The organism is Stenotrophomonas maltophilia group sp. RNC7, from assembly GCF_030910085.1.
GTDB classification, from domain to species: domain Bacteria; phylum Pseudomonadota; class Gammaproteobacteria; order Xanthomonadales; family Xanthomonadaceae; genus Stenotrophomonas; species Stenotrophomonas sepilia.
In genome coordinates, this window is record NZ_JAVFVN010000476.1 from 40,491 (window position 1) to 64,554 (window position 24,064).

The window sequence follows — 24,064 nt, forward strand, 5'->3', positions numbered from 1 at the left end:
ATCAGCCCTTCAACGAATCGACTTCGCCGACATTGATCGTGCGGCGGGTACGGAACAGGGTCACCAGGATCGCCAGGCCGATGGCGGCTTCCGCGGCGGCGACGGTCAGGATGAAGAACACGAACAGCTGGCCGGACGGATCGCCCAGCTGGCGCGAGAAGCCGACGAAGTTGATGTTCACCGACAGCAGCATCAGTTCGATCGACATCAGCAGGACGATGACGTTCTTCCGGTTGAGGAAGATGCCGGCCAGGCTGATGGCGAACAGCACCGCGCCAAGCGCAAGGATGTGGCCAAGGGTAATCACGGCTGGGTCTCCTCGCCGGTGGCCGGCTTGCTGTTGCTGTGCACGACCGGTGCTTCGGCACCCATCTTGACCATGCGCAGGCGCTGGCCGGCCTTGACCATGGTCTGCTCGCCCGGGTTCTGGCTCTTGACGCCGGTACGGCGGCGCAGGGTCAGCATGACGGCGGCAACCACGGCCACAGTCAGGATGACGGCGGCGAACTCGAACGGCAGCAGGTACTCGGTGAACAGCGTGCGTGCCAGCCAGGTGATGTTGGAACTGTCGGCGGCGACCGCAGCGGCGTTGTCGGCCGGGAACGGCGTGACCGAGCGTGCCTTGACGCCGATCAGGATCAGCATCTGCGCCAGCATCGCCACCGCGACGATGAGGCCGACCGGCAGGTAGCGCACCCAGCCCTCACGCAGCTTGGTGGGGTCGATGTCCAGCATCATCACCACGAACAGGAACAGCACCATCACCGCGCCGACATAGACCAGCACCAGGGCCACGCCGAGGAACTCGGCACCCACCAGCAGCCACACGCAGGCAATGGAGAAGAAGGTCAGCACCAGGCAGAGCACGGCGTGAACCGGGTTGCGCACGCTGATCACCGCACCGGCCGAAACCGTTGCCGCGATGGCGAACACCCAGAAAGCGATATTTACCCAATCCATCTCTCGACCTCAGCGGTAAGCGGCATCGGCGGCACGACGCTCGGCGATCTCGGACTCGAGACGGTCGCCAAGGGCCAGCAGCTGCGGCTTGGTAACGATGTTTTCGCCACGGTTCTCGAAGTGGTACTCGAGGATGTGGGTTTCGACGATCGAGTCCACCGGGCAGCTTTCTTCGCAGAAGCCGCAGAAGATGCACTTGAACAGGTCGATGTCGTAGCGGGTGGTGCGGCGGGTGCCGTCCTCGCGCTTGGCCGAGTCGATGGTGATGGCCAGCGCCGGGCACACCGCTTCACACAGCTTGCAGGCAATGCAGCGCTCTTCGCCGTTGGGATAACGGCGCAGGGCGTGCAGGCCACGGAAGCGCGGCGACTGCGGGAACTTCTCCATCGGGTACATCATCGTGTACTTCGGCTTGAAGCTGTACTTCAGCGTCAGCCAGAGGCCGGCCAGCAGTTCGAGCAGCAGCAGGCTCTTGAAGTAATGGGTAATCCTGTTCATCACTTAGACGCCCTTTTGAATCACGCCGAAGAACACCATGACGGCGGTAACCGCGATCCACAGAATGGCCAGCGGGATGAAGACCTTCCAGCCCAGGCGCATGATCTGGTCATAGCGGAAGCGCGGGAAGCTGGCACGGAACCAGATGTAGGCACTGGCGAAGAAGAACACCTTGACGAACAGCCACGGTGCACCGCCCTTCCAGATCCAGTCGACCAGCGGCGAGACGTTACCCAGATCAACCCAGCCCTGGACCGGGCTCAGCCAGCCGCCGAGGAAGAAGATCGAGATCAGGAAGCTGATCAGGATCATGTTCGCGTATTCGGCCAGGAAGAACAGGGCGAACGCACCGCCGGAGTACTCGACCATGTGGCCGGCAACGATTTCCGACTCGCCTTCCACCACGTCGAACGGCGCGCGGTTGGTTTCGGCCACGCCCGACACCCAGTAGATGACGAACAGCGGGAACAGCGGGAGCAGGAACCAGTCGAAGAAACCGGAGCTGCCGGCCTGCGCAGCGACGATGTTGCTCAGGTTCAGGCTGCCCGAGGCGATCATCACGCCGACCAGGGCGAAGCCCATGGCGATTTCGTAGCTGATCATCTGCGCCGAGGCGCGCATGGCACCCAGGAACGCGTACTTAGAGTTCGATGCCCAACCGGCCAGGATGATGCCGTAGATGCCCAGCGAGGTCATCGCCAGCAGGTACAGCAGGCCGGCGTTGGCGTTGGACAGTACGATCTGCGAATCGAAGGGGACCACCGACCAGGCCGCGAAGGCCGGGGCCAGGGTGATCAGCGGTGCCAGCAGATAGATCGCCTTGTTGGCGCTGCTCGGCTGGACCACTTCCTTGAACAGCAGCTTGAAGACGTCGGCGAAGGCCTGGAAGATGCCCATGCCCACGTACATCGGGCCGTGGCGGACGTGCATCCAGCCGATCAGCTTGCGTTCCCAGACCACATAGAAGGCCACCGAGATGATCACCGGCACGGTGATCACCAGGATCTTCAGGATGATCCAGATCAGTGCGCCGATGTCACCGAGGCCCAGCAGCCACTGGTGCAGCGGGTCGACCGCGTTCAACAGCAATTCGTTCATGCAGCCACCACCGATACGCGAGCGGCACCCAGCGGCGCGGTCGCGCCGTGGCCCGATTCAATCCAGACCGAACCCGCAGCGACGCGGGCGTCGACCACCACCGGCAGGGTGGCCTTGCCGGCATCGGTGCCGACCTTGGCCATCTGCCCTTCCTGCAGTTGCAGGCGAGCGGCATCTTCAGCGTTCAGCACGATGCGCGGGGCGTTGTTGAGCGGATGCGACTGCAGCGCCGGCGCGCGACGGACCACCGCATCGGTGCGGTAGATCGCGGCGGTCGAAGCCACTTCCAGGCCTTCGCCGGCAACCGCCGGCTGCGCCGAAGCAGCGACGGTGACCGACACCGGGGCCAGGCTGGCACGCAGGCCGGCCAGGTCGGTGAAGTCGAAGCCGGCCAGCGCCATGTCGCCGCCCAGTGCGCGCAGCACGCGCCAGCCTTCGCGGGCCTCGCCCGGCAGCTTGCCGCCGGCACGGGCCGACTGCTCGCGACCATCGAGGTTGGTCAGGGTGGCATCGATTTCCGGCAGCGCACCGATCGGCAGGATCACGTCGGCAACGTCGCGGGTCGAGGCGCAGGCGAACTGGCTGAAGGCCACCACCTGGGCACCGGCCAGCGCCTTGCGGGCGGCCGGGGCGTCGGCGAAGTCCAGGCCCGGCTCGAGGCCGTACACCACGTAGGCCTGGCGCGGCTGCGCCAGCATCGCGGCGACGTCCTTGCCGGCCGGCAGCACGCCGGCGCGGGTCAGGCCAACGGCGTTGGCGCCCTGCGGGATGCGGCACAGCTTGGCACCGGTAGCGGCAGCGAAGTCACGCGCGGCAGCGCGGATCGCGGCAGCCTGCGGGTGGTTCTCGGCGATGCCACCAACGATCAGCACGGTGTTGTTGCCGCCCTGCACGGCCGAACGCAGCTCGGCGTTGGCCAGCGCGTCGACGAACTTCGACGGGGCAACGATCTGCTTGCCGGCGACACTGAAGGCGAAGTCGAAGTCCACCGGGTTGACGACGTGGATCTTCGCGCCCTTGGTGGTCTGCGCCTTGCGCAGGCGGGCGTGCAGCAGCGGCAGTTCGTGGCGGATGTTGCTGCCCAGAACCACGATGCGGTCGGCGCCTTCGATCTCGGCCAGCGGCAGGCCGAACACTTCGGCGGTTGCGGCGTCGGAGAAATCGCGGTTGTTGATGCGGTGATCGATGTTGCTCGAGCCCAGGCCCTTGGCCAGGCGGGCCAGCAGCGCGCCTTCCTCGTTCGAGGTCGACGGGTGCACCAGCACGCCCAGGTTGTCGCCCTCGTTGGCCTTGAGGATTTCGGCGGCCGCGGCCAGGCCTTCGGCCCAGCTCACTTCCTTCCACTCGCCGTTGACCTTGCGCAGCGGCTTGACCGCACGGTCTTCGCTGTACAGGCCCTGGTGCGAGTAGCGGTCACGGTCGGACAGCCAGCACTCGTTCACGGCTTCGTTGTCGCGCGGCACGGTGCGCAGCACTTCGCCGCGACGCACGTGCAGGAACAGGTTCGAACCCATCGCGTCGTGATAGCCCAGCGACTCGCGCGCGGTCAGTTCCCACGGGCGGGCGCGGAACTGGAACACCTTGTTGGTCAGCGCGCCGACCGGGCAGACGTCGACGACGTTGCCGGACAGCTCGGTGGTCAGCGGCTTGCCGTCGAAGGTACCGATCTGCAGGTTCTCACCGCGGTACATGCCACCCAGTTCGTAGGTACCGGCAACGTCGGCGGTGAAGCGGACGCAGCGGGTGCACTGGATGCAGCGGGTCATCTCGGTGGCGACCAGCGGCCCCATGTCCTCGTCAGGCACCACGCGCTTGCGCTCGTTGAAGCGGCTGACCGAACGGCCATAGCCCAGCGACACGTCCTGCAGCTCGCACTCGCCGCCCTGATCGCAGATCGGGCAGTCCAGCGGGTGGTTGATGAGCAGGAACTCCATCACCGAGCGCTGGAACTTCAGCGCCTTCTCGCTGCGGGTGGCGACCTTCATGCCGTCCATCACCGGGGTGGCACAGGCCGGCGCCGGCTTCGGCGACTTCTCCACGTCCACCAGGCACATGCGGCAGTTGGCGGCGATCGGCAGCTTCTCGTGATAGCAGAAGCGCGGAATCGGAATGCCGGCCTTGTCGGCCGCCTGGATGATCATCGAGCCCTTGGGCACGACCAGCGACTTGCCATCGATCTCGATGGTGACGTGATCGGGTGGGACGCTCGGATTTACGGGTTGCGCGCTCATGCAGCGGCTGCCTCCACCTTCTTGCCGTCAACCATCGAATGACCGTTGACGATGTAGTACTCGAACTCGTCCCAGAACTGGCGCAGGAAGCCCTGGATGGGCCATGCAGCCGCTTCGCCGAACGCACAGATGGTGTGGCCTTCGATCTGCCCGGCCACTGCCTTCAGCTGGTGCAGGTCTTCCATCGTGGCCTTGCCGGCGACGATGCGCTCCAGCACGCGGTGCATCCAGCCGGTGCCTTCACGGCACGGGGTGCACTGGCCGCAGGATTCCTTGTGGAAGAACTGGCTGATGCGGCAGGCGAACTTGACGCAGCAGACGCTGTCGTCGAGCACGACGATCGCACCCGAGCCCAGGCCGGAGCCCAGCGCACGGATGGTGTCGTAGTCCATCGGCAGGCCCTTCAGCTCGGCCGCGGTCAGCACCGGCATCGACACGCCGCCCGGGATCGCGCCCTTGAGCTTGCGGCCCGGACGCAGGCCACCGGCCATTTCCAGCAGGTCGTCGAAGGTGGTGCCCAGCGGTACTTCGAAGTTGCCGCCGTTCTGCACGCAGCCGGACACCGAGAAGCACTTCGGGCCGCCGTTGGCGGTCAGGCTCAGGCCCTTGAACCACTCCGGGCCGTTGCGGATGATCGCCGGCACCGAACCGTAGGTTTCGGTGTTGTTGATCGTCGACGGCTTGCCGTACAGGCCGAAGTTGGCCGGGAATGGCGGCTTGTAACGCGGCTGGCCCTTCTTGCCTTCCAGCGATTCCATCAGCGCGGTTTCTTCGCCGCAGATGTACGCGCCGGCGCCCAGCGCGCCGTAGATGTCGATGTCCACGCCGCTGCCGAGGATGTTCTTGCCCAGCCAGCCGTTCGCATAGGCGTCGGCCAGGGCCTGCTCGAAGTGCTCGAACGGCTCGTGGTGGAATTCACCGCGCAGGTAGTTGTAGCCCACGGTCGAACCGGTGGCGTAGCAGGCGATCGCCATGCCTTCCACCACCGAATGCGGGTTGTAGCGCAGGATGTCGCGATCCTTGCAGGTGCCCGGCTCGGATTCGTCCGAGTTGCAGAGGATGTACTTCTGCATGTTGCCCTTGGGCATGAAGGACCACTTCAGGCCGGTCGGGAAGCCTGCGCCACCGCGGCCGCGCAGGCCCGAGGCCTTGACCATCTCGATGACCTGCTCCGGCGGGATCTTCTCTTCGAGGATCTTGCGCAGGGCAGCGTAGCCACCGGTCTTCAGGTAGCTTTCGTACGACCACGGGGTGTCGTAATGCAAGGTGGTATAGACCACCTGGTGCGGCAGCGGCGCGGGGCCGACCGGACCCTTGGATTCGTGGTGATGTGCCATGCCCTTACTCCAGCCCGTCCAGCAGCTCGTCGACCTTTTCCAGGGTCAGACGCTCATGGTAGTGACCGTTGATGACCATCATCGGCGCGCCACCGCAGCCGGCCAGGCACTCTTCCTCGCGCTTGAGGTAGACGCGGCCGTCAGGGGTCGATTCACCGTGCTTGATGCCCAGCTTCTTCTCGCAATGGCGCACGATGTCCTCGGCGCCATTGAGCCAGCAGCTGATGTTGGTGCAGATGGCCACGTTGTTGCGGCCCACCTTCTCGGTCTCGAACATCGAGTAGAAGCTGGCGACCTCGTAGGCCCACACCGGCGGCAGGTCCAGGTACTTGGCCACGCCGGCGATCAGTTCGTCGGTCAGCCAGCCCTGGTTCTGCTCCTGGGCCGCATGCAGGCCCTGCAGCACGGCAGAGCGCTTGCGGTCCGGCGGGAACTTGGACAGCCAGTGATCGATGTGAGCGCGGGTCTTGTCGCTCAGCACCACCATCGGGTCGACGTCGCGCGCCGCCTCGAAATTACCTGTCGCCTTCATCGGCCGACCTCAGCGAAATGCATAACGTGAAATTCCAGAAACTGCGGCGCCGGCTTGCGCCGGCTGCCTGCAGCGGGCGTTGGCGTGGCGGACGGCATTACCGGTCAACCTCGCCGAACACCAGGTCGTAGGTGCCGATCATCGCCACCACGTCAGCCAGCATGTGGCCGCGCACGACCGAATCGATCGAGGACAGGTGGGCGAAGCCCGGCGCACGCAGGTGCACGCGGAACGGCTTGTTGGCGCCATCGGAGACCAGGTAGCAGCCGAATTCGCCCTTCGGGGCTTCCACCGCCGAGTAGGTCTCGCCGGCCGGCACGCAGTAGCCTTCGCTGAACAGCTTGAAGTGGTGGATCAGCGCTTCCATGTCGTCCTTCATGTCCTCGCGCCTGGGCGGAGCGACCTTGAAGTTCTTCACCATCACCGGGCCCGGGTTGGCCTTCAGCCACGCCACGCACTGCTTGATGATGCGGTTGGATTCGCGCATTTCGGCAACGCGGACCAGATAGCGGTCGTAGCAGTCGCCTTCCTTGCCCAGCGGGATGTCGAAATCGACGGCATCGTACTTGGCGTACGGACGCTTCTTGCGCAGGTCCCAGGCAATGCCCGAACCGCGCAGCATCACGCCGGTCATGCCCCACTGGTGGGCCAGTTCGGGCGTGACCACGCCGATGCCGACGGTACGCTGCTTCCAGATGCGGTTGTCGGTCAGCAGGGTTTCGTATTCGTCGATGCGCTTGGGGAACTCGACGGTGAAGTTCTCCAGGAAGTCCAGCAGCGAACCCTCGCGCGAAGCATTGAGCTGCTTCAGCGCCTTGCCCTTGTGCCAGCGCGATTCCTTGTACTTCGGCATGTGGTCCGGCAGGTCGCGGTAGACACCGCCCGGACGGTAGTACGCCGCGTGCATGCGCGCGCCGGAAACCGCTTCGTAGCAGTCCATCAGCTCTTCGCGTTCGCGGAAGGCGTACAACATCACCGCCATCGCGCCCAGGTCGAGCGCGTTGGAGCCCAGCCACATCAGGTGGTTGAGGATGCGGGTGATTTCATCGTACATGGTGCGGATGTACTGGGCACGCTCCGGCGCCTCGATGCCCATCAGGGTCTCGATCGCGCGCACGTAGGCGTGCTCGTTGCACATCATCGACACGTAGTCCAGTCGATCCATGTAGCCGATCGACTGGTTGAACGGCTTGGACTCGGCCAGCTTTTCGGTACCACGGTGCAGCAGACCCACGTGCGGGTCGGCGCGCATGATGGTTTCGCCGTCCATTTCCAGGATCAGGCGCAGCACACCGTGAGCGGCCGGATGCTGCGGGCCGAAGTTCATGGTGTAGTTGCGGATTTCCTGCCGGCTCTCGGCGGCGTTGCTGGCGAATGCTTCGCCGGCCTGGTGTACGTGGCTCACTTCACTGCCTCCTGCGCGCGCTCACCTTCTGCGGTCTGCAGACGGGCGTCGTCGCGGATCACGCGCGGCACGCCGACACGCGGCTCCACCGAGGTGACCGGTTCGTAGATCACGCGCTTCTTCTCTTCGTCGTAGCGGACTTCGACATTGCCGATCAGCGGGAAGTCCTTGCGGAACGGATGGCCGACGAAACCGTAGTCGGTCAGGATCCGGCGCAGGTCCGGGTGGCCTTCGAAGATCACGCCGTACAGGTCGAACGCCTCGCGCTCGAACCAGTTCAGACCCGGCCAGATACTGGTCAGCGAGGACACCACCGGCAGCGCTTCGTCAGGAGCGAAGCAGCGCAGGTGCATCATCAGGTTGTGCTGGTAGGAACGCAGCTGCGCGACCACGGCGAAGCGCTGGGTCGGCATGTGCTGCGGGCGGGCACCGTCGGCACCGTTTTCCTCGGTGGGGAACTCGCCCCACGCGAAGCGGCCCTGGGCCTTGCCTTCGACGCCTCGGCTGAACCCCTGCGAGGACACGTCAGCGGTGTCCCATTCGTCGGAGCCATAACCGAGGTAGTCGACGCCGCACAGATCCACGGCCTGCTCGAAACCAAACTCGTCACGCAGCGCCAGGGCGGTGGCGTGCCACTCGGCGGCAGGCACTTCCAGCGTCACTTCGCCGCGGGGTTCGACCACGATGACCTTCGCACCAGCGAAACGTGCGGAGAGTCGGTCGATGAAGGATGCTTGCTCTGCCATGGGGGCTTGGCGCGCTCTAGTCAGGTGAAGGGGTCAGCGGGCGATGGTCTGTGTACGCCAGATCTTCTTCTGCAGCTGCAGGATCCCGTACACCAGCGCCTCGGCAGTCGGCGGGCAGCCCGGGACGTAGACGTCCACCGGCACCACGCGATCACAGCCGCGCACCACAGAATAGGAGTAGTGGTAGTAGCCGCCACCGTTGGCGCAGCTACCCATCGAGATGACCCACTTCGGGTCCGGCATTTGGTCGTAGACCTTGCGCAGCGCCGGGGCCATCTTGTTGACCAGGGTACCGGCCACGATCATCACGTCGGACTGACGCGGCGAAGGGCGGAACACTACGCCGTAGCGATCCAGGTCCAGGCGCGCGGCGCCGGCGTGCATCATCTCGACGGCGCAGCAGGCCAGGCCAAAGGTCATCGGCCACATCGAGCCGGTGCGCGCCCAGTTCAGCAGTGCGTCGACGCTGGTGGTGACGAAGCCCTTTTCCAGCAGCGGGTTGTCGCCTTCCGGCCGCAGGATGTCATCAACCCGGCCTTCCGGCGACGGATTGTTCATGAGGCCATCGAGAGTCTGAATCACTCCCATTCCAGCGCTCCCTTCTTCCAGACGTAAATGAAACCGAGGAACAGCATGCCGACGAACAGGCCCATGGTGACCAGCGAACGGGCGCCCAGTTCCATGAAGACCTGGGTCCACGGCACGATGAAGATGATTTCCAGGTCGAAGACGATGAACTGGATCGCGATCAGGTAATAGCGCACGTCGAACTTCATGCGCGCGTCTTCGAAGGCTTCGAAGCCGCACTCATACGGCGACAGCTTTTCCAGATCGGGGCGGCGGGGACCGAGGAATCGACCAACCAGCATCAGCGTAACGCCGATACCGGTGGCAACGATCAGAAACAGCAGAGACGGCAAATATTCGGCCAGCACAGCGATTCTCTCTTGCCTCTGCCGCTGCGCCTGCAGGCGCTTTGGCATGGGGGAGTGGACGGGAACCTGCCTGGCGCCTTGCGCGCCAGACGAACCCGCTTTACTTACAAATGGTGCCCAAGAGGGGACTCGAACCCCTACGACTTGCGTCGCTACCACCTCAAGGTAGTGCGTCTACCAATTCCGCCACCTGGGCAAACGATCACATCAGACTATCTTTCCGATGCGCCGCGTATTGTAACCGGCTTCAGTCTTTCTGGGAGCCTTCCGAAGGCTTTTCTTCACCAGAAACCGAAGATTCCGCCTGAGCCGGCACATTGGCGGCCGGAACCGGGGCTGCCGGGACCGCATCGGCCTTCGGGACGGCCGGCAGCTCGCCCGCCGGAGCCGCCGGAGCGGTCGCTGCCGGGGCGGACATCAGACCCAGGTCCTGGTCGGCCGCCGGACGGGTGCCGTGACCGGCATACCAGGCCATGAAGAGGCTGATGCCAAAGAACACGACAGCCAGCCACTTGGTCGACTTGGACAGGAAGTTCGAGGCGCCACGCGCACCGAACACCGTGCCCGAGGCACCGGCACCAAAGCCCGAACCTGCCGCCGCACCCGAGCCACGCTGCATCAGGATCAGCGCGATCATGGCCACAGCGACCAGCACGTAGACGACATTGAGGATCAACATCAGCATTGGAAACCGCCCTCGGACAATACTTCTAGGATTAGTTCGCGGCCGCCGCCCGTGCGATGGCCAGGAAGTCCGCGGCCACCAGGGAGGCACCGCCGACCAGCCCACCATCGACATCCGGCTGCGCGAACAGTTCCCCGGCATTGTCGGGCTTCACGCTACCGCCGTAAACAATGGGCAGTGAATCGGCGATTCTAGCATCGATACGCGCGACTTCGCCACGGATGAACGCGTGCACCTGCTGTGCCTGCTCCTTGCTGGCGGTACGGCCGGTGCCGATGGCCCAGACCGGCTCGTAGGCGACCACGGCGTTGGCGAAACCGGCCGCACCGACCAGTTCCAGCACCGGCGCCAGCTGGCTGGCGATGACCGCTTCGGTCTGCCCGGCCTCCCGCTGTTCCAGGGTCTCACCCACGCACAACACCGGGACCAGGCCGGCATGCTGGGCGGCGGCGAACTTGCGCGCGACCAGCTCGCTGCTTTCATGGTGATACTGGCGGCGCTCGGAGTGGCCGACCAGGCCATAGCGGGCCCCGACCTCGACCAGCATGGCTGCGCAGACCTCGCCGGTGTAGGCACCCTTCTCGTTGCTGCTGACGTCCTGTGCACCAAAGGCCAGGCCGGTCGCGCCGAAGTCCTCGACCAGCTCGCCCAGATACGGCAGCGGGGGAAGGATCACCACGTCCACGCCCTCCAGTGGCAGCCCGGCGGCCACCTGCCCCAGCAGTTCATTGGCGAATTGACGGCTGCCGTGCAGCTTCCAGTTTCCGGCGACGATCTTGCGGCGCATGAGCGGGTGGCTCCTGTGTGAAGTCAGCCGGTCATGATACCCGTTACGGCAAAAATCCGTTTCCGTGTAAGCGGTTACATGGATTTTCAGCCAACGGCGCAGCCCCTCGTGGCGGGAGTTTGGTTGGGTTGGTCGCGGAAAGCCCGGTTGGATTGGCGGGCTTGGCCGGGCGGGTGGGGATGGCGGGGGACGCCTCATGGATGGGTCCACGGCGTCCCCGCCATCCGACACCTCCCCGCCTCCCCACGGAACACCCCAGAGCCGCTTTGGCTTTGGCTTTGGCTTTGGCTTTGGCTTTGGCTTTGGCCTCTGCGGGTGCAGGGTGCAGCCCTGCAAAGAAAAAGGCCGCCTTTCGGCGGCCTCACTTCTCTTTACTTCAGCTTGATCTCGCGCAGGCGTTCCTCGAGGAAGCCGTGGGCGGTGATCGGCTCCGGGTACCGGCTCGGGTTCTCCGGGGTGATGCACGAGGGCAGCACGTCGATCAGGAAGTCCGGGTTCGGGTGCAGGAAGAACGGTACCGAGTAGCGCGGCTGGCGCGCCAGTTCGCCCGGAGGATTGACCACGCGGTGGATGGTCGACGGATACACATGGTTGGTCAGGCGCTGCAGCATGTCGCCGATGTTGACCACGATGGTGTCCGCGTCCGAGGTGAACGGCACCCACTCGCCGTCGTGCGACTGCACTTCCAGGCCCGCGGCACTGGCACCCACCAGCAGGGTGATGAAGTTGATGTCGCCATGAGCGCCGGCACGCACGTTCGGGATGTCGTCGGTGGTGATCGGCGGGTAGTGGATCGGGCGCAGGATCGAATTGCCGAAGTTGGTCTTGTCGGCGAAGAAATTCTCCGGCAGGCCGATGTGCAGGGCGAGCGCCGACAGTACGCGCGACCCCAGGTTGTCCAGCGCCTGGTACAGGCCGTACCCCCGCTCGCGGAAGCCCGCGACTTCGGTCGGCCACAGGTTCGGCGCCATCACGTCACGGTACTTGGAGTCGTCGGCGATCTCGCGGCCGATGTGCCAGAACTCCTTCAGGTCGAAGTGCTTGGAGCCCTTGGCGGTCTCCACGCCGAAGGGGGTATAGCCGCGGGCGCCGCCGCTGCCAGGCACGTGGTACTTGCGCTTGACCTCTTCCGGCAGGGCGAAGAAGGCCTTGAAGGCATCGTAGGCCGCGTCGATGTCGGCCTGCGGGATGCCGTGGTTGCGGATGCCCGCGAATCCCCATTGGCGATAGGCCGCGCCCAGCTCGGCCACGAAGGCCTCGCGGTCGCTGTCGAAACGGGTGATGTCGAGGGTGGGGATCTGGCTCACAGCGGTTCCTGGCTTGTCATTGGGTCTGGGGGGCCAGCGCATTCATGGCCCGCCTGAACATTGTGACAGATCGCCCGGGGGACGCCACTCGATACGAAGAAACAAACCGATACAATGCGCGACCCGCGCGCGGATTAACGCTTCCGTCACGTGGCGCCCGACCTTTCCCCGCTCCCTGAATCCGCTTCGCCATGTCTGCAGCCGCCCCTGCCGCACTCGCCCTTGAAGGCTCCACCCGGCGTTGGCGCCGGCTGGCCTGGTGGTCGCTGTTCGTCGCCGGCAATGCGGTCCTGGCTGCGGCGATCGCACTGGGCAACGTGCCGCTGCGGGACAATCCAGGCGGCAGCGCGGGCCTGGCCTACCTCGCGATCGCCCTGCCCGGCCACCTGCTCGCGTTCGGCGCGCTGGCCGGCCTGCTGCCGTTGTTGCTGGGGCTGTGGCCACGCACTGCCCGTACGCTGAGCATCAGCGCCGTTCTCCTGCAGGGCCTGTGGCTGTGCCTGCTGCTGGTCGACGCCAAGGTGTTCACCCTGTATCGCTTCCACCTCAACGCCATGGTCGTGAACATGGTGTTCGGCGGCGCCCTGCAGGACCAGGTCGCCCTGTCCTGGAAGACCTGGCTGCAGGTCGCGCTGCTGGTCGCCGCGGTCTTCGCCGCCGAAGGCCTGCTGGCCTGGGCGTGCTGGAAGCTGCTGCCGGCCGTGCCGCGCCGGCGACGGGTGCTGCAGGCGTGGGCAGCGGTCGCGCTTCTGATGGCCGGCGGCCAGGTGGCCACCGCCTACTACGACGCCCGCGGCGACCGCGATGTGATCGCGCAGTGGAACTACCTGCCGTGGGCGCAACCGATCACCGCCAAGAGCTTCATGCGGCGCCTGGGCGTGGTCAGCCAGCAGCAGGCCGGCCTGCCCGACCCGCGCCATGCGCAGCTGCAGTACCCACTGCACCCGCTGCGGTGCCAGAACCCGCATCGTCCCAATGTGCTGATGGTGGTGCTGGAATCGCTGCGCCAGGACGTGCTGACACCGCAGCTGATGCCCAACACGTTGGCGCTGGCGCAGGACGCGCGCGTGTTCGACCAGCACTTCAGCACCGGCAATGCCACCCGCTACGGCCTGTTCGGGCTGCTGTACGGCCTGCCCGGTGGTTACTGGCCAAGCATGCTCGACGAGCAGCGCGGCTCGCAGCTGTTCCAGGTGCTGGGCCAGCAGGGCTACGACCTGCACCTGTACGGCAGTGCGCCGTTGTACAGCCCGGAATTCGATCGCACGGCATTCGCCGATGTGCGCGACCAGCTGCACCAGGGGCCATCGGCACTGAAGTCCGACGGCCGCGACCGCGCGATCATCAGTGCACTGCAGCAGGACATCCGCGCCAGCCAGGCGGCGCAGCGCCCGTGGTTTGGCTTCGTGTTCCTCGACTCCACTCACGCGCCCTACCACATGCCCGATGGTTACCCGCCCGTGGCGACGCCGATGGCTGCGGACATCGACTTCCTCAAATTCGGCCCGGAGCATGACCCGACGCCGGAACTCAACCGCTACCGCACCGCCGTGCACTACGCAGACAGCCTGATCGGCTCGCTGCTGGACGACCTGCGCGCACAGGGCCTGGCCGAGGACACCATCGTGCTGGTCACCGGCGACCATGCCGAAGAGTTCAACGACCTCAAGCTGAACTATTGGGGCCACAACGGCAACTTCTCCGACTACCAGCTGCAGGTCCCGTTCGTGCTGCATTGGCCAGGCAGGGCCGCTGGCCGCGACGCCCGTACCAGCTCGCACGAAGACTGGGTACCGACACTGATGCGCCATGCGCTGGGCTGCGAGAACGCGCTGAGCGATTACAGCACCGGCCAGGACCTGCTGGCCGAACCGCAGGGCCCGCGTGCCCTGGTGGTCGAAAGCTGGTCGCAGCGCGCGATACGCCATGGCGACGCGATCTACGTGTTCGACAAGTTCGGCAACGCCACAGCGCTGGACCGGCACTACCTCCCGCTGCCCCAGCAGGCCCCTGATGCGGCTGCCGTACGCACTGCATGGGAAGCGTTGACCCGCTTCCGCAATCGTTGACCTTCAAGGATCGATCCCGCATGAACCGTCCGCTGCGCATCCTGCACACCGAAGCCGCCAAGGGAATGGGCGGGCAGGAGATCTACATCTTCCGCCACATGCAGGTGATGCGCGCGCGTGGCCATGAGGTGGCGCTGCTGTGCCAGCCCGAAGCGCGACTGGCCAAGCTGGCACGCGACGACGGTTTCACCGTGCACACCCTGCGCATGGGGGGCCTGCTGCGCCTGCTGCGCGGCATCTGGTCGGTCTCGCGCCTGGTGCGTCGCGAGCGCTACGACGTGGTCAACACCACCAGCCGCCGTGACGCGCTGATCGCCGCCGCCGGTGCACGCCTGGGCGGCACACCGCTGGTAATACGCTCGCGCCACCTGATGAGCCCGGTCAACTCGCTGCTGACCTATACCGGCCTGCCGCACCGGGTGATGACCGTCAGCAGCTTCGTCAAGCAGCTGCTGACCGAGCGCGGCATTCCGGCCGAGCACATCGGTATCGTGCCGCCAATTGCAGTCCCGCCGCGCTGGAGCGAGATCCGCAAGGCCGATCCCTGGCAATGCCTGCAGGAGGTGCGCGCGGAGGTGCGCGCCGAGCTCGGTTTCGGCGAGCAGGACATCGTGGTCGGTTGCGTGGCGGTGCTGCGCGGACCCAAGGGCCATGCCGACCTCCTGCAGGCGATGGTGCCGCTGTGCAGGACGCATCCGAACCTGCACCTGGTGGTGATCGGCGATGGCCAGCCGGTCATGGATCGGCTGCAGGCGCTGCGCGACGAGCATGGGCTGCAGCAACAGGTCCACCTGCTCGGCTATCGTGACGGCGCGTGCCGGCTGATGGCCGGCTTCGACATCTTCGCGCTGGCTTCGCACAAGGAAGCGGCCGGTACCGTGTTCCTGGAGGCCGCCTATGTCGGGGTACCGATCGTGGCCACGCGCGTAGGTGGCGTGCCGGAGATGGTGGTCGAGGGCAGCAATGCGATCCTCACCCGATTGGGCGACAATGCAGCCCTGACAGGCGCACTGCGCCTGCTGGTGGAAGATCCGGAACGGCGGCGGCAGATGGGCCGCGCCGGGTGGGACTGGATGCACAGCGCGCACCGGTTCACCCCCGATGGCCACGATGAGACCACCGAACACTACTACCGCCAGTGGCTGAAGGAGCTGGGACATGGCTGATGCCCGAACCGTACCGGTGCTCATGCACCACCACGTCAGTCCGTCGCCGGGCATGATCACCGTGTCACCGGAGAATTTCGAAAGCCAGATCGCCTGGTTGGCCGGCAACGGCTGGACTTCGCTGACACTGGACCAGTACGCCGGCTTCCTGGCCGGCAAGCCGGTGCCGCGCAAGTCGATCGTGATCACCTTCGACGATGGCTACCTGGACAACTGGGTGTATGCGCACCCGATCCTGCAGAAGTACGGCATGCACGCAGTGGTGTTCGTGGTCACCGGCTGGATGGGTGAAGGCCCGGAGCGGCCCCACGCGGGGCTTGCCGGGGCAGTGCTGCCTGCCACGCCGGACCACCGCGGCTGCGAAGCGGCGATCTACGAGCAGAACCGCAGCGACGACGTGATGATGCGCTGGAGCGAAGCGCGCGCGGCCATCGCCGCCGGCACCTTCGAAGTGCATTGCCACACCCATACCCACACCCGCTGGCTGCGCCGCGACGACCTGGACCGCGCACAGCGCCGTGCGGGCCTGAGCCACGACCTGGCAGTCTCGCGCGAAGTCCTGCGGGACAAGCTCGGCGAGGTGTCCGATACGCTGTGCTGGCCTTACGGCGATTTCGACCAGGACCACATCGAGGTGGCACGCGAGCACGGCTTCCGCTACCTGCACACCACCCACCCGTTCGGCCGTAATGTGGTCGGCGGCGATCCGGAACGCATCTACCGCTTCGCGATCCGCAACCGCCCGGCGAGCTGGTTGCGCAAGCGCATCGCCCAGAGCTACACCCCCCTGATCGCGCCGCTGTTCAATGGCTTCAAGGCGCGGCAGAAGAAGATGGTGCCGGGGCCGTGAGCCTCGCGCAGCCTTGCCGCCTGAACGAAAAAACGCCCCGGCATTGCGGGGCGTTTCTGTTTGGGCAAATGCACAGCTGCCTCAGGCGGCGGCTTCACGTACCGCTGCAGACAGGCGGTCCAGCGTGTCCTGCATCAGCGTTGCATCATCGGCCTCGACCGTGACACGCACCACCGGCTCGGTACCGGACGGGCGCAGGAACGCACGGCCACGGCCGGCCACTGACTGCTGCGCGACGGCCAGCGCGGCCTGCACGCTGTCGGCCTGCACCGTTGCCTTGGCCGAGACATTGCCCAGCCGCACGTTGACCGTCTTCTGCGGCACCCGCACCAGTCCCTTCAATGCCTGGCGCAGGGTCTGCCCGCTGTTGCGCAACGCCACCAGCACCTGCAGCGCACTGACGATGCCGTCACCGGTGGTGGCCCGATCCAGGCACAGCAGGTGGCCGGAGGCTTCGCCGCCGAGCACCCCACCGCCTTCGATCAGCGCCTGGTGCACATAGCGATCACCGACGTTGCTGCGCACGAACGGAATCTGCAGATCGGCGAAGGCCTTCTCCACGCCGTAGTTGCTCATCAGCGTGCCGACCACCGGGCCGCGCAGGCGGCCTTCGGCTTTCCATGCGCGGGCCAGGATGTAAAGCAGGTCGTCGCCGTCGACCGGGTTGCCCTGGTCGTCGGCCATCAGCACGCGGTCGCCGTCGCCGTCGAAGGCAATGCCGAGATCGGCGCGGGTTTCGCGGACCTTGGCCGCGAGATTGTCGATATGGGTGGAGCCTACGCCGGCGTTGATGTTGACGCCGTTGGGCTCGGCGCCAATGCCGATCACCTCGGCACCCAGCTCGCGGAACAGCAGCGGTGCGATCTGGTAGGTGGCGCCGTGCGCGCAGTCCAGCACCAGGCGTACGCCACGCAGGTCGAACGCGCGCGGCACGCTGGCCTTGCAGAACTCGATGTAGCGGCCGACCGCCTCGCGGCCACGCGACGCCTTGCCCAGCTTCTCCGATTCGACGGTGGTGAAAGGAACGTCCAGCGCCGCTTCGAGGGCAAGCTCGGTGGCATCGTCGAGCTTCTCGCCCTGGGCGGAGAAGAACTTGATGCCGTTGTCGTAGTGCGGGTTGTGCGAGGCACTGATGACGATGCCGGCATCCACGCCCAGCGTACGGGTCAGGAACGCCACCGCCGGCGTCGGCATCGGCCCCAGCAGCTGCACGTCGGCACCGGCGGCCACCAGGCCGGCTTCCAGCGCCGCCTCGAACATGTAGCCGGAAATGCGGGTGTCCTTGCCGATCACCACGATCGGCCGGCGCCCGTCCTGGCCGCGCTGGGCGACCAGGACACGGCCCAGCGCGTTGCCCAGGCGCAGCACGAAGTCGGCCGAGATCACGCCCTGGCCGACCCGGCCACGGATGCCATCAGTACCGAAGTACTTGCGGCCTCCCATCAAGCCACCTCCGGCGCCGGCTGACGGCCCAGCATCGCCAGCAGGTCGGACAGGCGGTCGCGCAGCTCGCGGCGATCGCAGATCTGGTCGATGGCACCATGTTCGAGCAGGAACTCCGAGCGCTGGAAGCCTTCCGGCAGTTTCTCGCGCACCGTCTGCTCGATCACGCGCGGGCCGGCGAAGCCGATCAGCGCCTGCGGTTCGGCGATGTTGATGTCGCCCAGCATCGCAAAGGAGGCCGAGACACCACCGGTGGTCGGATGGGTCAGCACCGAGATGTACGGCAGCCCGGCTTCACGCAGCTTGCCCAGCGCGGCCGAGGTCTTGGCCATCTGCATCAGCGAGAACAGGCCTTCCTGCATGCGGGCGCCACCGCTCTGCGAGAAGCACACGTAGGGCGCACCGATCTCGACCGCGGTTTCTGCGGCCAGTGCGAAACGCTCGCCGACCACCGAGCCCATCGAGCCGCCCATGAAGGCGAAGTCGAAGGACGATGCCACCAGCGCACGGCCCTTGAGCAGGCCGCGCATGGCGATCAGCGCGTCGTACTCGCCGGTATTCTTCTGCGCGATCTTGATGCGCTCGCTGTACTTCTTCTGGTCCTTGAACTTGAGCAGGTCGGTCGGCCCCAGGCGCGCACCGATCTCGGTGGTGCTGTCGGCGTCGAACAGGGCGGCCAGGCGCGCGCGCGCGCGGATCGCCATGTGATGGCCGCACTTCGGGCAGACTTCCAGGTTCTCTTCCAGTTCCGGACGGTACAACGCGCTGCCGCAGTTGCTGCACTTTTCCCACAGGCCCTCGGGGACACTGCGCTTCTTGCTGGGGGTGTTGTCGGTGCGGATGCCGGACGGCATCAACTTGCTGAGCCAACTCATGCGGGAGGACACTTCCGTTCAGGGCGGCCCGGGGGCCGCAAAGGCGGACAGTCTAGCTCCGCTTTCCCCGCCCGTGCACCCCCTTGCCAGCCGCGGGGAAGCCGGAAAAAACCATGCTGGGACGTACGTTTAGGTGCTGGGCGGTGCCCGCCGCCGGCCGGCAGCCTTTGCACGCCAGCCATCAGGAGGACGCCGGCCAGCGGCCGGCAGTCCTGTTACGCGTCCAGCGCCTGCCGCAGCGGGGCGAGAAAGGCCCGGGCACGCTGCACCGCGTCTTCCGCCGAGCCCGCTTCCGCCAGCGCCGCCACCAGCGCGCTTCCGACCACCACGCCATCGGCCTGGCGGGCCATGGCCGCGGCACTGGCGGCATCCTTGATACCGAAGCCCGCCACCACCGGCACCGATGCGCGCGCGCGCAACGCCTGCAGGCGGGTACCGGCGGCATCGCTGTCCAGGCGCTCGGACGCGCCGGTGACACCGGCAAAGCTGACGTAGTAGAGATAGCCACGGGCCAGCGCCAGCAGCTTGCCGGCTCGCGCCTCGCTGGTGGTCGGCGACGCCAGCAGGACCAGCGCAAGGCCGGCTGCGTCGAACGCCTGCTGGGCATCGCCCGCTTCTTCCGGCGGCAGGTCGACCAGCAGCACGCCGTCCACGCCGGCGTCGACGGCGGCCTTGGCGAAGGCCGCGTAGCCATGGATCTCCACCGGGTTGAGGTAGCCCATCAGCACCACGGGGGTCTGCGCATCGCGTTCGCGGAACTGCGCCACGGCCTGCAGGACGTAGCGGCTGCCGGCGCCGCGTGCCAGCGCGCGCTCGGAGCTGCGCTGGATGGTCGGGCCATCGGCCATCGGGTCGGAAAACGGCACGCCCAGTTCGATCACGTCGGCGCCGGCCTCGACCAGTGCGTGCATGACCGGCACGGTGGCCTCCAGCGACGGATCACCGGCGGTGACGAAGGGAATCAGCGCCTTGCGCTGCTGTTCGCGCAGACGCAGGAAGCAGGCATCGAGTCGGGATACGGACATGTCAGGTACATCCTTCGATCAGGTCAACGGCGCCGCTGGCGCCCCAGTACATTCGGGAGATGGTGCCGTCGACGATCTCCACGCGGATCGCCAGGTCGGAACCGGGGTCCTGCCAGAGCAGGCTCTCACCGGCCTCCGCATCATCGTCATAGGGTTGCGTGGAAACGCCCTTGGGCAACTGCTGGAGTGCCTGCGCGCGTGGCATGCCCAGATGAAGGCCAAACGGCCCCGGCTGCAGCACCACCTGGCCGGAATCGTCAATGGGGGCCAGGTCGAAGCGCACCACGTCGCCGTCCTGCACCATCATCGCCACGCCCTCGGGCAGCGTGCCGCGCTCGTAGTACTCGCAACGCCCAGCGGTCGACTCGCCCAGCCCGGCCGAGTGCCACTGCGCCTCGCCCTGCAGTTCGCTGAAGGGCTGGCCGATCAGCACCTCACCGGCATGGTCCAGGGCCACCGACACCACCGCCCGGGCCGCCTGGTCCTCGCCGCCATCGCCTGCCGTGGACATCGCCGCGTCCTCGATCGGGCGATATGCGGCCTCATCGTCGTTGCTGGCCGGTTCGCGTGCCGGGGCGATCGCCGCAGGGGTGGCCGGGGCCGGAGCAAGCACCGGTGGATCGGGCGGCGTGCAGCCGCCCATGCCGATCACCAGCACCAGCGCCCCGCCGTGGCGCAGCACGTGATTCACAGCACCAGCCCTTCGCGCGCGGCGATGGTGTGCACGTCCTTGTCGCCACGGCCGGACAGGTTGCACAGCACGATCTGGTCACGCGGACGCTCACGCGCCAGCTTGATCGCCTGTGCCAGTGCGTGGCTGGACTCCAGTGCCGGCAGGATGCCCTCGGTATGCGCCAGCAGGTGGAAGGCCTGCAGCGCTTCTTCATCAGTGATGCCGAGGTAGCGCGCACGGCCGGTATCGGCCAGGAAAGCATGCTCCGGGCCGACGCCCGGATAGTCCAGGCCGGCCGACACCGAGTGGGTCTCGATGATCTGGCCGTCGTCGTCGCACAGCACATAGGTGCGGTTGCCATGCAGCACGCCCGGCCGACCGGCGGCGATCGATGCGGCGTGGCGGCCGGTGCCGATGCCGTCGCCGGCGGCTTCGGCGCCGACGATCTCGACCTGGCGATCGTTGAGGAAGGCGTGGAACAGGCCGATGGCGTTGCTGCCGCCGCCGACGCACGCGGTGATCGCATCGGGCAGGCGGCCATACTCGGCCAGCATCTGTTCGCGCGCCTCGCGGCCAACGATGGCGTTGAAGTCACGGACCATGCGCGGATACGGATCCGGGCCGGCCACGGTGCCGATGATGTAGAAGGTGTCCTGAACGTTGGTCACCCAGTCGCGCATCGCTTCGTTGAGCGCGTCCTTCAGGGTGGCCGAGCCGGAGGTGACCGGCACCACCGTCGCGCCAAGCAGCTTCATGCGGTAGACGTTGATCTTCTGCCGCTCGATGTCGGTGGCGCCCATGTACACCACGCATTCCAGGCCCAGGCGGGCGGCAACGGTGGCACTGGCAACGCCGTGCTGGCCGGCACCGGTCTCGGCGATGATGCGCTTCTTGCCCATCCGCGCGGCCAGCAGCGCCTGGCCGATGGTGTTGTTGATCTTGTGCGCGCCGGTGTGGTTCAGGTCTTCGCGCTTGAGCAGGATCTGCGCGCCGCCGACATGGTCGCTCAGGCGCTGGGCGTGGTAGATCGGGCTCGGCCGGCCCACGTAATGGGCCAGGTCGCGGTCGTAGGCCGCCTGGAATGCCGGATCCTGACGGGCCTGGTCATAGGCCTGGGCCAGTTCCTGCAGCGGACCGACCAGGGTTTCGGCGACGAAGCTGCCGCCGTAGCGGCCGAAATGGCCCTGGGCATCCGGGAAGGCGTGGTAGTCGGCAATGGGGGAGGCAGACATGGAAGCGACCGCTGGTATCGAGACAGGTGGATACTCTAGCGCACGGGTCTTGACCGGAAAATGGATATTATCTGGCGCATATCGTCAGGAAATCTCACATGAGCCGCTCCCTGCTGCCACCGCTCAATGCGCTGCGTGCGTTCGAGGCCACCGCCCGTCTCGGCGGCGTCGGCCGCGCCGCACACGACCTGCATGTCACCCACGGTGCGGTCAGCCGGCAGCTGAAGCTGCTGGAAGACCATCTCGGCCTGGCGCTGTTCCAGCGTGCCGGTCGCGGCCTGCGCCTGACCGCTGCGGGCACGCGGCTGCAGGCAGCGTGCAGCGAGGCCTTCGGCGGCATCGAAGACTGCGTGCGCGAACTGCGGCGGCCGGCAGCGGCCCCGGCGCTGGTACTGGGCTGCAGCGGCAGCGTGCTGGCGCGCTGGATGATCCCGCGCCTGCCTGCGCTGCAGGCCGCCCTGCCCGGCGTGCGCCTGCAGTGGTCAGCGCTGGATGGCAGCTTCACCGAGGCACAGGCGGCACTGGATGCGGTTTTGCTGCTGGCGCAGGGGCCGTGGCCCCGCGGCTGGCAGGTGCGTGAGCTGGCGCCGGAACGGGTCGGCGTGGTGGTGGCGCCCTCGCATCCGGCGGCGCAGCGGCTGCGGCATGTACCGCCCTCGGCGCTGCTGCAGGAGACGCTGCTGCACACCAGCTCACGGCCGCAGGCGTGGCCGGCGTGGGCGCAGGCGCACGCTCTGGACCCCGCGAAGCTGCAGCTGGGCACGGCCTTCGAGCATCTGTATTACCTGCTGGAGGCAGCGGTGGCCGGGCTGGGCCCGGCGATCGCACCCGAGCCACTGGTGGCCGAGGATCTGGCAGCGGGCCGGCTGGTCGCACCGTGGGGGTTTGCCGCCACTGGCGGCTTCTGGGTGCTGGCGCGACCGGACGGACCACCTGATGCGCGCGTGGATGCGCTCGCCGACTGGCTGGGCCAGCAACTCCGCTGACAACAAAAAGGGGACGGAGGGAATTAAGTCGCAAGTGGCACAAACGACTTGATTCCCTCCGTCCCCTTTTTTCAGCTGGCGGTCGGTGTGACCAGGCGCTGCTGCAGGTCTTCGCGCAGGCGCGACAGCTCCGCTTCCGCCTGCTGCCGCTGCTGCATCCCTTCGCGGTGGATGCTGCGCACTTCTTCCACCGTGGCGATCAGCTGGTCGTGCACATGGCGCAGCGTGGCCACGTCGATCACGCCGCGCTGGTTGCTGCGCGCGGTATCCACCGAGGCCTGGCGCAGCAGGTCGGCATTGCGGCGCATCAATTCGTTGGTGGCGTCATCGATGGCCGTGGACAGTTCGACCGCAGCCTTCTGTTCGCCCAGCGAGAGCTGGATGGCGAACTGGCGCTTCCACGACGGAATGGTGATGTCGCGGACGGTGTTGAACTTCTCGATCAGCTGCAGCGCGTTGGCCTGGATCAGGCGGATCATCGGCAGCGACTGATCGGCCGCATGCTGCATCAGCTGCAGGTCGGACACCCGCTTTTCGAGGAGGCGGATCGCGTTGTCGACTTCGCTCTGGCGGATGCGCTGCTGCGGATCCTCACTGCCCTGCCCGGCCAGCTGTTCGGCCTGCAGTTCGGCCAGCCGCTGCTTGCCGGCTGCCGCATACAGTCCAAGCGCACGACGCTCTTCGCGGACGATATCGTGCATGCGGTCGAACTCGCCCACGCGCTTGCCCATCAACGCCTGCTGCACGCCAACGTCGGCCAGCAGCTGTTCGATCTGCGCGTTGGTGTCGCTGAACTTCTGCACCAGCTCGCCCTTGGAGGCGCGCATGCGGTCGATCAGGCCACCGATCACCGGCACCTTCGAACGCTGGGCGAAGCCGTCCAGCTTCAGGCTGCGCGCGATGCGCACCACCTCGCCCAGCTTCTCGCCACTGGCATCCAGGTCACGATTGCGGACCTGGTCCAGCAACTGGCTGGAGAACGCGGCGGTGCGCGTGGCCGCCTCGCGGCCGAACACCTGCAGGTTGCCCGGGCGCAGATCGTCCAGTTCCAGACGGATCTCGGCGATGCGCGGCAGATCCTCGCGGACCAGCCCAAGCGCCTGCAGTGCACCTTCGTCGAGCGCAGTGGCGGTGGTCGTGCCGGGTACGAGGGCACCGGGGGTCTGGCTGTCCTGGGTCATCGGGCAGTCTCCTTGCAGTTGGGTAAGCGGCAGCGGCGGCCGG

Annotated in this window: 24 protein-coding genes and 1 tRNA gene; 4 read left to right on the forward strand and 21 right to left on the reverse strand. The window is 66.6% G+C overall.

Annotated elements, in window-relative coordinates:
- Position 1: 1 nt before the first annotated feature.
- From nuoK to RCF13_RS08325, 15 genes are all read right to left on the reverse strand, one after another.
- A complete protein-coding gene (gene nuoK / locus RCF13_RS08255; protein ID WP_005417921.1) occupies positions 2-307 on the reverse strand; it encodes an NADH-quinone oxidoreductase subunit NuoK in 306 nt (101 codons plus the stop codon).
- A complete protein-coding gene (locus RCF13_RS08260) occupies positions 304-960 on the reverse strand; it encodes an NADH-quinone oxidoreductase subunit J (RefSeq protein WP_005417923.1) in 657 nt (218 codons plus the stop codon). Before RCF13_RS08260 ends, nuoK begins: the two co-directional genes overlap by 4 nt.
- A gap of 9 nt (positions 961-969) precedes the next feature.
- Entirely contained in the window at positions 970-1,458 is a 489-nt protein-coding gene (nuoI, locus tag RCF13_RS08265) for an NADH-quinone oxidoreductase subunit NuoI (RefSeq protein ID WP_005417924.1), read from the reverse strand.
- A gap of 3 nt (positions 1,459-1,461) precedes the next feature.
- Positions 1,462-2,556, reverse strand: a complete 1,095-nt coding sequence (gene nuoH, locus RCF13_RS08270; protein ID WP_061478097.1) for an NADH-quinone oxidoreductase subunit NuoH — start codon at positions 2,554-2,556, stop codon at positions 1,462-1,464.
- Complete coding sequence (gene nuoG / locus RCF13_RS08275; protein ID WP_231352225.1) at positions 2,553-4,787, reverse strand: NADH-quinone oxidoreductase subunit NuoG; 2,235 nt, start codon at positions 4,785-4,787, stop codon at positions 2,553-2,555. The genes nuoH and nuoG overlap by 4 nt, the downstream gene beginning before the upstream one ends.
- Positions 4,784-6,124, reverse strand: coding sequence for an NADH-quinone oxidoreductase subunit NuoF (gene nuoF, locus RCF13_RS08280; protein WP_005417934.1), 1,341 nt, complete (start codon positions 6,122-6,124; stop codon positions 4,784-4,786). Before nuoF ends, nuoG begins: the two co-directional genes overlap by 4 nt.
- Before the next feature lie 4 nt (positions 6,125-6,128).
- Positions 6,129-6,656 carry an NADH-quinone oxidoreductase subunit NuoE gene (nuoE, locus tag RCF13_RS08285; RefSeq protein WP_005410460.1) on the reverse strand — a complete coding sequence of 176 codons (528 nt, stop codon included), beginning with the start codon at positions 6,654-6,656 and terminating at the stop codon, positions 6,129-6,131.
- 97 nt (positions 6,657-6,753) lie between these two features.
- The gene (locus tag RCF13_RS08290; RefSeq protein ID WP_005417935.1) at positions 6,754-8,061 is read right to left on the reverse strand and encodes an NADH-quinone oxidoreductase subunit D; all 1,308 of its coding nucleotides are present in this window, start codon (positions 8,059-8,061) and stop codon (positions 6,754-6,756) included.
- Positions 8,058-8,807 (reverse strand): NADH-quinone oxidoreductase subunit C, encoded by a 750-nt coding sequence (locus RCF13_RS08295; RefSeq protein WP_010486428.1) that lies wholly within the window; start codon positions 8,805-8,807, stop codon positions 8,058-8,060. Before RCF13_RS08295 ends, RCF13_RS08290 begins: the two co-directional genes overlap by 4 nt.
- 33 nt (positions 8,808-8,840) lie before the next feature.
- Positions 8,841-9,395, reverse strand: coding sequence for an NADH-quinone oxidoreductase subunit B (locus tag RCF13_RS08300; RefSeq protein ID WP_005417936.1), 555 nt, complete (start codon positions 9,393-9,395; stop codon positions 8,841-8,843).
- Complete coding sequence (locus RCF13_RS08305) at positions 9,386-9,742, reverse strand: NADH-quinone oxidoreductase subunit A (protein ID WP_005417937.1); 357 nt, start codon at positions 9,740-9,742, stop codon at positions 9,386-9,388. The genes RCF13_RS08300 and RCF13_RS08305 overlap by 10 nt, the downstream gene beginning before the upstream one ends.
- Before the next feature lie 111 nt (positions 9,743-9,853).
- Positions 9,854-9,938: transfer RNA gene (locus tag RCF13_RS08310), tRNA-Leu, on the reverse strand.
- Positions 9,939-9,989: 51 nt separating this feature from the next.
- Positions 9,990-10,427 carry a preprotein translocase subunit SecG gene (secG, locus tag RCF13_RS08315; protein ID WP_049415231.1) on the reverse strand — a complete coding sequence of 146 codons (438 nt, stop codon included), beginning with the start codon at positions 10,425-10,427 and terminating at the stop codon, positions 9,990-9,992.
- A gap of 31 nt (positions 10,428-10,458) precedes the next feature.
- Positions 10,459-11,214: a triose-phosphate isomerase gene (gene tpiA / locus RCF13_RS08320; RefSeq protein ID WP_019660587.1), complete on the reverse strand. Its 756-nt coding sequence runs from the start codon at positions 11,212-11,214 to the stop codon at positions 10,459-10,461.
- Positions 11,215-11,585: 371 nt separating this feature from the next.
- Positions 11,586-12,563 (reverse strand): 2-oxoglutarate and iron-dependent oxygenase domain-containing protein, encoded by a 978-nt coding sequence (locus tag RCF13_RS08325; RefSeq protein WP_134969167.1) that lies wholly within the window; start codon positions 12,561-12,563, stop codon positions 11,586-11,588.
- Positions 12,564-12,712: 149 nt separating this feature from the next.
- On the opposite strand from RCF13_RS08325, the gene RCF13_RS08330 reads away from it, so the two are divergent.
- The 3 genes from RCF13_RS08330 to RCF13_RS08340 are packed head-to-tail and all read left to right on the forward strand — an operon-like array spanning position 12,713 to position 16,606.
- A complete protein-coding gene (locus RCF13_RS08330; protein WP_134969166.1) occupies positions 12,713-14,590 on the forward strand; it encodes a sulfatase-like hydrolase/transferase in 1,878 nt (625 codons plus the stop codon).
- Between the two features lie 20 nt (positions 14,591-14,610).
- On the forward strand, positions 14,611-15,756 hold the full coding sequence (locus RCF13_RS08335; protein ID WP_308141061.1) for a glycosyltransferase family 4 protein: 1,146 nt from the start codon (positions 14,611-14,613) through the stop codon (positions 15,754-15,756).
- Entirely contained in the window at positions 15,749-16,606 is an 858-nt protein-coding gene (locus tag RCF13_RS08340) for a polysaccharide deacetylase family protein (RefSeq protein WP_061480014.1), read from the forward strand. Before RCF13_RS08335 ends, RCF13_RS08340 begins: the two co-directional genes overlap by 8 nt.
- A gap of 81 nt (positions 16,607-16,687) precedes the next feature.
- Here the strand turns inward: RCF13_RS08340 and glmM are convergent, their stop codons facing one another.
- The 5 genes from glmM to trpB form a co-directional block, all read right to left on the reverse strand.
- The gene (glmM, locus tag RCF13_RS08345; protein WP_072168494.1) at positions 16,688-18,049 is read right to left on the reverse strand and encodes a phosphoglucosamine mutase; all 1,362 of its coding nucleotides are present in this window, start codon (positions 18,047-18,049) and stop codon (positions 16,688-16,690) included.
- Positions 18,049-18,924 (reverse strand): acetyl-CoA carboxylase, carboxyltransferase subunit beta, encoded by an 876-nt coding sequence (accD, locus tag RCF13_RS08350; RefSeq protein ID WP_005417947.1) that lies wholly within the window; start codon positions 18,922-18,924, stop codon positions 18,049-18,051. Before accD ends, glmM begins: the two co-directional genes overlap by 1 nt.
- Before the next feature lie 215 nt (positions 18,925-19,139).
- Positions 19,140-19,949 carry a tryptophan synthase subunit alpha gene (gene trpA, locus RCF13_RS08355; RefSeq protein ID WP_061480016.1) on the reverse strand — a complete coding sequence of 270 codons (810 nt, stop codon included), beginning with the start codon at positions 19,947-19,949 and terminating at the stop codon, positions 19,140-19,142.
- A gap of 1 nt (position 19,950) precedes the next feature.
- Entirely contained in the window at positions 19,951-20,640 is a 690-nt protein-coding gene (locus tag RCF13_RS08360; protein ID WP_061480017.1) for a hypothetical protein, read from the reverse strand.
- Complete coding sequence (gene trpB / locus RCF13_RS08365) at positions 20,637-21,854, reverse strand: tryptophan synthase subunit beta (protein WP_005417953.1); 1,218 nt, start codon at positions 21,852-21,854, stop codon at positions 20,637-20,639. Before trpB ends, RCF13_RS08360 begins: the two co-directional genes overlap by 4 nt.
- A 98-nt stretch (positions 21,855-21,952) precedes the next feature.
- Between trpB and RCF13_RS08370 the strand changes: the two genes are divergently transcribed.
- Positions 21,953-22,840, forward strand: a complete 888-nt coding sequence (locus tag RCF13_RS08370; RefSeq protein WP_005417955.1) for a LysR family transcriptional regulator — start codon at positions 21,953-21,955, stop codon at positions 22,838-22,840.
- A 71-nt stretch (positions 22,841-22,911) separates the two neighbouring features.
- Here RCF13_RS08370 and RCF13_RS08375 read toward each other — a convergent pair whose 3' ends face one another.
- Positions 22,912-24,021 (reverse strand): toxic anion resistance protein, encoded by a 1,110-nt coding sequence (locus tag RCF13_RS08375; RefSeq protein WP_061480019.1) that lies wholly within the window; start codon positions 24,019-24,021, stop codon positions 22,912-22,914.
- Between the last annotated feature and the right edge of the window lie 43 nt (positions 24,022-24,064).

Coding starts and splice junctions, on each gene's coding strand:
- RCF13_RS08370 (WP_005417955.1), top strand. CDS start 21,953: ATGAGCCGCTCCCTGCTGCCACCGCTCAATGCGCTGCGTGCGTTCGAG.
- RCF13_RS08295 (WP_010486428.1), bottom strand. CDS start 8,807: ATGGCAGAGCAAGCATCCTTCATCGACCGACTCTCCGCACGTTTCGCT.
- accD (WP_005417947.1), bottom strand. CDS start 18,924: ATGAGTTGGCTCAGCAAGTTGATGCCGTCCGGCATCCGCACCGACAAC.
- tpiA (WP_019660587.1), bottom strand. CDS start 11,214: ATGCGCCGCAAGATCGTCGCCGGAAACTGGAAGCTGCACGGCAGCCGT.
- nuoF (WP_005417934.1), bottom strand. CDS start 6,124: ATGGCACATCACCACGAATCCAAGGGTCCGGTCGGCCCCGCGCCGCTG.
- nuoH (WP_061478097.1), bottom strand. CDS start 2,556: ATGAACGAATTGCTGTTGAACGCGGTCGACCCGCTGCACCAGTGGCTG.
- RCF13_RS08340 (WP_061480014.1), top strand. CDS start 15,749: ATGGCTGATGCCCGAACCGTACCGGTGCTCATGCACCACCACGTCAGT.
- trpB (WP_005417953.1), bottom strand. CDS start 21,854: ATGTCTGCCTCCCCCATTGCCGACTACCACGCCTTCCCGGATGCCCAG.
- nuoE (WP_005410460.1), bottom strand. CDS start 6,656: ATGAAGGCGACAGGTAATTTCGAGGCGGCGCGCGACGTCGACCCGATG.
- secG (WP_049415231.1), bottom strand. CDS start 10,427: ATGCTGATGTTGATCCTCAATGTCGTCTACGTGCTGGTCGCTGTGGCC.
- RCF13_RS08330 (WP_134969166.1), top strand. CDS start 12,713: ATGTCTGCAGCCGCCCCTGCCGCACTCGCCCTTGAAGGCTCCACCCGG.
- nuoI (WP_005417924.1), bottom strand. CDS start 1,458: ATGAACAGGATTACCCATTACTTCAAGAGCCTGCTGCTGCTCGAACTG.
- glmM (WP_072168494.1), bottom strand. CDS start 18,049: ATGGGAGGCCGCAAGTACTTCGGTACTGATGGCATCCGTGGCCGGGTC.
- RCF13_RS08325 (WP_134969167.1), bottom strand. CDS start 12,563: ATGCGCTGGCCCCCCAGACCCAATGACAAGCCAGGAACCGCTGTGAGC.
- nuoG (WP_231352225.1), bottom strand. CDS start 4,787: ATGAGCGCGCAACCCGTAAATCCGAGCGTCCCACCCGATCACGTCACC.
- RCF13_RS08260 (WP_005417923.1), bottom strand. CDS start 960: ATGGATTGGGTAAATATCGCTTTCTGGGTGTTCGCCATCGCGGCAACG.
- RCF13_RS08300 (WP_005417936.1), bottom strand. CDS start 9,395: ATGGGAGTGATTCAGACTCTCGATGGCCTCATGAACAATCCGTCGCCG.
- RCF13_RS08375 (WP_061480019.1), bottom strand. CDS start 24,021: ATGACCCAGGACAGCCAGACCCCCGGTGCCCTCGTACCCGGCACGACC.
- RCF13_RS08335 (WP_308141061.1), top strand. CDS start 14,611: ATGAACCGTCCGCTGCGCATCCTGCACACCGAAGCCGCCAAGGGAATG.
- trpA (WP_061480016.1), bottom strand. CDS start 19,949: ATGTCCGTATCCCGACTCGATGCCTGCTTCCTGCGTCTGCGCGAACAG.